Consider the following 4526-nt stretch of genomic DNA (forward strand, 5'->3'; position numbering starts at 1 on the left):
AGATGGGCAGCTTTTCGTCATTTATGATCAAAAGAGTTTGGCCCTTGAGAAGGGGGCAATTATTGTCGAAGAAGAATAAGCCGATAGCTCAATCAGGTAGAGCGCCCTCCGCACAAGTCGTGTGGCTTACGTGAGGGAGGTTGGCGGTTCAAATCCCCCTCGGCTTACCATCATTAAACGTCGCGACTAAATGTCGTAAATATCGCAATACGTTGCGAAAAACCATGTAAAAACAAAACGATATAGATATACAAAATCGATCTAATTGAGCAGAAAAGCCTGATGAAGGATTCTTTTCTCATCGCTGAAGGCCACGCCGACAGCGAGCAGGCTAAGCCAACAAGAGGTTGGTGATGAATTCCTGCATATGGGAAAAGCAACATGAAACATCTGATGAGCAACCCGGAAGTTGTAGCCGAATTTGCATCCGCAAAATCACCGGAAGAAATGGCTCGGAAATTCAAGCGTGTCATCAGTGATGCACTTGCAGAAGCCATCGCTAATGGCATCGATCAAGCTCTCGATGCTACGGTGACGACGTTCTCGAACAATCAGGAGATTGCTGGCTGGGAAACGCAAATCGGTGGAGTGATCGGCAACCTCACATGGGAACGGATCGGTGATACCGATGTCCTTCCGGTAACACCGATCGCAGTGTTCGCGCCGCGTAAATCCTCGGACATTGTCACACATGGAGGCAGCGTAAATATCGGCGTGTCGATCGGAGTAAGCTTCTGACTGACCTCGCGAACGTAACGCCGTAATGAAAGGCGATCCGGTGGATCGCCTTTCATCCATTTGTCGGCAGCGCATAGTTGCCCTTTCCCAAGGATGCTGCAAACAGGCCCAAGAGGCCCAAAGCTGCACAATCGGACAGGATCTGGAACGAAAGGCGAAGTGAAATGGCGACACTCTTTACATTTCGTCGGTTGGTGAAGCCGCATTAAGCGGAAAAACTGGCAGAAATCTTGGTTTCTCCAGATCTGACTTTTTACAAAAAGCGTTCTTTGTAAAAAGTCGAGCAAACGGCTTTCAGTCGAGAAAAGTCATCCCTGGTATCCGGTGACTATTGATCGAGTTAATGGTCAAAAGGGGGACCTTTTGGCCTCTAAAACACTCAATTTCATGCTTTGTTCTTTTTGCTGTCCGTTCCTGCACGCTCGGGCCTCTTGGGCCAACAAGGTTGAACTGGCCAACCGCTTCACCCGCGCAGTCGCTGTGGGCAGCCCACGCGAATTCATCTTCACCCTCCAGGAAGATCAGCAGATCGCCGAAGCCTGCAATCGCCTGATCAAGAATGCCATCATCTGCTGGAACTATCTCTATCTCGAAACCCGCCTTCGCGCCGCCGATCCCGAAACTCGCGCCGAAATGATGAAGACCATCAAGGCTCATTCGCCGCAATCATGGGCGCATATCAACATGTTGGGGGAATACGATTTTTCCGATAAAAAGCTCGCAGACTGCTTCGACATCCTCCCCCTGAAAACAAGCCCCTGAAATCAGGCCGCCATTGGGGGAACAAAAAACATCAAATTAGCCAAGCCTTCAAAGGCTTGGCCGAAATCCTATGTCGCATTCTGTACCTTTGCGGGGACGGACCCAATTTCATGCTTTGTTCTTTTTGCTGTCCGTTCCTGCACGCTCGGGCCTCTTGGGCCAAACAGAGGGCAAACCCTCCGAGCCCCCCTTTTCAATTTGACCGAAACCATACGTGTCCTCACCATCATGTTGGCCGAGGAATATTGACCGGACGGCTCACACGGGCCGTTGTTTGCCGCTCTTGTGTCGCCGTTCCGCATCACCCCCTACGGGTTTTGCACGCGGGAAATCGCCCCACTTCAAGGCATTGCTTTCTTCGGATTCCTCATATTTTCAGCGCACTAGATAGGTAACTCTAACCTTAACGCTAAAGTTAGAGTTACCATTCACATCACCATCAACATCAAAGTTAATGATACATTTAACAATAGCGCCTAGGATTCGCTCAACAACCAAAGGACCTGCCATGTTCACCATCACCTTTGCCAACCCGAAAGGGGGTTCCGGCAAGACCACTTCGGCCATGCTTCTAGCCGAACAAATCCACGAGGCTGGGGCTTCGGTCGCCATCCTTGATTGTGACCCCAACCAGAACATCATCCAGTGGGCCGCACAGCGCCAGGACGAGGGGAGGGGGGTTCCGTTCCAGGTCACTCCACTCCCCAGCGAGGCAGCCTTTCTGGACACGGTGGAAAGCATCCAAACCAAAGCTGACTATCTGATAATCGACCTTGAGGGGACGGCATCCACGCTCGTAACCTTCGCCATCAGCCAGTCCGACCTGGTGCTTGTTCCCTTCGAACCCACACCGATGGAAGCCCGACAAGCGGCCCGCGCCGTTCAGTTGGTCCGAAGCACAAGCCGGGCGATGAAGAAGACCATCGGCCACGCCCTTGTCCTCACCCGTGTGAACGCCGCTTTCCAGACGAGCGACGAAAAAGACGTGCGCAAGGACATGGAAGCCAGCGACGTGCCGGTATTGGAAACAGCCATCGTGCGCCGCGCCCCGTACACCCGGATTTTCCGTGAAGGATACCTGCTGCGGGAGTTGTACGACCAAGCCAGTGAAGAGGTGAGGGACAGCACCAATTCACAGCAGGAACGCACTCTAAAACCCCTCGCGTCGGCCATCGAGAACGCCAAGACGTTCGCCCAGGAGGTTGTCAATAACCTTCCCCGACAGGAGGCCGCAGCATGACGAATTACGGATTTGGCGCCAAGGTAACGGCCGATACTGTGAAGCTTCCCCAGAGCAGCCCCAAACCTGCGACCCCGGCCCCCGACATGGCCGGTGTCCTTCAGAACGGGCAAGAGTTGGGGTTTGTCCCCCGCGAAACCAGCTCGCGCCGGAAGCCAGGACCAAAGCGCACCGAAGCTCAGGACAAAATTACGGTCACCGGCCGCAAACGCACTATCGACCGTCTCAAGGCTTACTGCGACCGGGAAGGTGTATCCTACTGCGAGGCTATCGAACGCCTTATGGACAAGGAAAATCGCTGAAAAATTGGGCGCCCACATAGGCCAATAGAAGCAAATCAGATAGCCTCACCGCATGAACGACTTTGACGAATCACTTATCCGCGACAGCGATTTGCGCGAAAAGCTGGAGTCAGCCCGCGCAAGCATGGATAGGCGTATCTTCAAGACGTATGCTAGTAGCCTCGTATCGACCCAAGAGAAGCGAGACGCCGAGGCAAAAGCCGCACAGGAAAGAGCTGCTAAACTGGCCGCTATGCCTCGCGAGAAACGCCGCAGGGCTATCATCCGCGAAGTGATTGAGAACGAAGGGCTGTCTACCGACAACCTTCGTTACATGCCCACGCCCCTGGCGATTTGCGGGTTGCCTTACAAAGCCCTGCCAGACGGGGAAACCGAGTTCGAGCGCAAGCAAGGCCGCATGGCCGTCACCGTCACCGCTGGCAAGCTGCGTTCTCCGGACGGGCAAAGGGTCCAGCAGCCCATTCCCTACGGTCCCAAGGCCCGCCTCATCATGGCGCACCTGTCCACCGAGGCTCTGCGCAACAATTCGCCTATCGTGGAAACTTCGGAGACCCTTTCCGGCTTCATGCGCGATATGGGCTTCGAACCCCGTGGCGGTCGCAACGGCAATATCGAACCGTTCAAAGAGCAACTGCGTGCCCTCGCGGCCTGTCGCATGGAAATCAGCACATGGGACGGCAAACGCTCCGGACAGGTGGACGTAAAGCCTTTGAATAAGGTTGAACTCTGGTTCCCCGAGAACGCCAATCAAAAATCTTTATGGCCGACCACCATTGCTTTTTCCGAAGATTTTTACCGCGAGCTGAAGAACCACGCGCTGCCCATCGACGTGCGTGTGTTGCGCGCCTTGTCAAATTCAGCCCGTCGTCTCGACCTGATGCTTTGGGTCACTTATCGCATCACGCGACTGCAAACCAAACTGGTGTTGGATTGGAAGCCGCTCAAGAGCCAGTTCGGGGAAGGGTATACCCGCGACCGCGCTTTTAAGGCTGCGATGATTGATGACGTTGCCGCCCTCAAAGAGATATTCCCGAAAATCCCTCTGAAGCTGACCGAACGCGGCCTTGAAATGGAAGCCGCCGACGCCACAGCCCTGGCAATTCCCAAACGCACCTTGAAAGCCTGAGTCACAGCACGAAAAAGGTAGTTTTTTCACGCCTTTAGCTACGCTGATTAGGTGGCGCTTTCGAATATCTAATTGCCCCTGTTTTCAAGGATTTGAGGGAGACACTACGCTGATTAGGTGGCGGGGTTACGCTGATTAGGTGGCGTGTCACCTCCTATCTACGCTGATTAGGTGGCGGGGTTACGCTGATTAGGTGGCGCTTTCCACGCTGATTAGGTGGCGCCCTATATATAAGGAACAGAAAGACTCCAGAAATGCCTCTACAGAAAGCTCTTTACAGAAACTCTCTTACAGAATTTCAGAAAAAGGAGATTTTCAAAATTTTGGATTGGTTTTTGAAGGGGCTTCAAACGTAGAA

Annotated in this window: 5 protein-coding genes and 1 pseudogene; all 6 read left to right on the top strand. The window is 53.4% G+C overall.

The window, feature by feature from the left end; translation table 11 throughout:
* Positions 1-77 precede the first annotated feature (77 nt).
* Positions 78-170, top strand: a pseudogene (locus tag SIAM614_RS30335).
* Between the two features lie 211 nt (positions 171-381).
* The gene (locus SIAM614_RS30340) at positions 382-738 is read left to right on the top strand and encodes a hypothetical protein (protein WP_006940644.1); all 357 of its coding nucleotides are present in this window, start codon (positions 382-384) and stop codon (positions 736-738) included.
* A 363-nt stretch (positions 739-1101) separates the two neighbouring features.
* Positions 1102-1500: a Tn3 family transposase gene (locus tag SIAM614_RS30345; RefSeq protein ID WP_157140192.1), complete on the top strand. Its 399-nt coding sequence runs from the start codon at positions 1102-1104 to the stop codon at positions 1498-1500.
* Positions 1501-2008: 508 nt separating this feature from the next.
* Positions 2009-2740 carry a ParA family protein gene (locus tag SIAM614_RS30350; protein ID WP_006940647.1) on the top strand — a complete coding sequence of 244 codons (732 nt, stop codon included), beginning with the start codon at positions 2009-2011 and terminating at the stop codon, positions 2738-2740.
* The gene (locus SIAM614_RS30355) at positions 2737-3042 is read left to right on the top strand and encodes a hypothetical protein (RefSeq protein ID WP_006940649.1); all 306 of its coding nucleotides are present in this window, start codon (positions 2737-2739) and stop codon (positions 3040-3042) included. Before SIAM614_RS30350 ends, SIAM614_RS30355 begins: the two co-directional genes overlap by 4 nt.
* 52 nt (positions 3043-3094) lie before the next feature.
* On the top strand, positions 3095-4168 hold the full coding sequence (locus tag SIAM614_RS30360; RefSeq protein ID WP_006940652.1) for a replication protein RepA: 1074 nt from the start codon (positions 3095-3097) through the stop codon (positions 4166-4168).
* The last annotated feature ends 358 nt before the right edge of the window (positions 4169-4526 follow it).

Origin of the sequence: Roseibium aggregatum IAM 12614, from assembly GCF_000168975.1 — a bacterium.
Lineage (GTDB): Bacteria > Pseudomonadota > Alphaproteobacteria > Rhizobiales > Stappiaceae > Roseibium > Roseibium aggregatum.

What these genes read in the sequence shown, in the direction of transcription:
- SIAM614_RS30360 (WP_006940652.1), top strand. Translation starts at nt 3,095, where the DNA reads ATGAACGACTTTGACGAATCACTTATCCGCGACAGCGATTTGCGCGAA.
- SIAM614_RS30350 (WP_006940647.1), top strand. Translation starts at nt 2,009, where the DNA reads ATGTTCACCATCACCTTTGCCAACCCGAAAGGGGGTTCCGGCAAGACC.
- SIAM614_RS30340 (WP_006940644.1), top strand. Translation starts at nt 382, where the DNA reads ATGAAACATCTGATGAGCAACCCGGAAGTTGTAGCCGAATTTGCATCC.
- SIAM614_RS30355 (WP_006940649.1), top strand. Translation starts at nt 2,737, where the DNA reads ATGACGAATTACGGATTTGGCGCCAAGGTAACGGCCGATACTGTGAAG.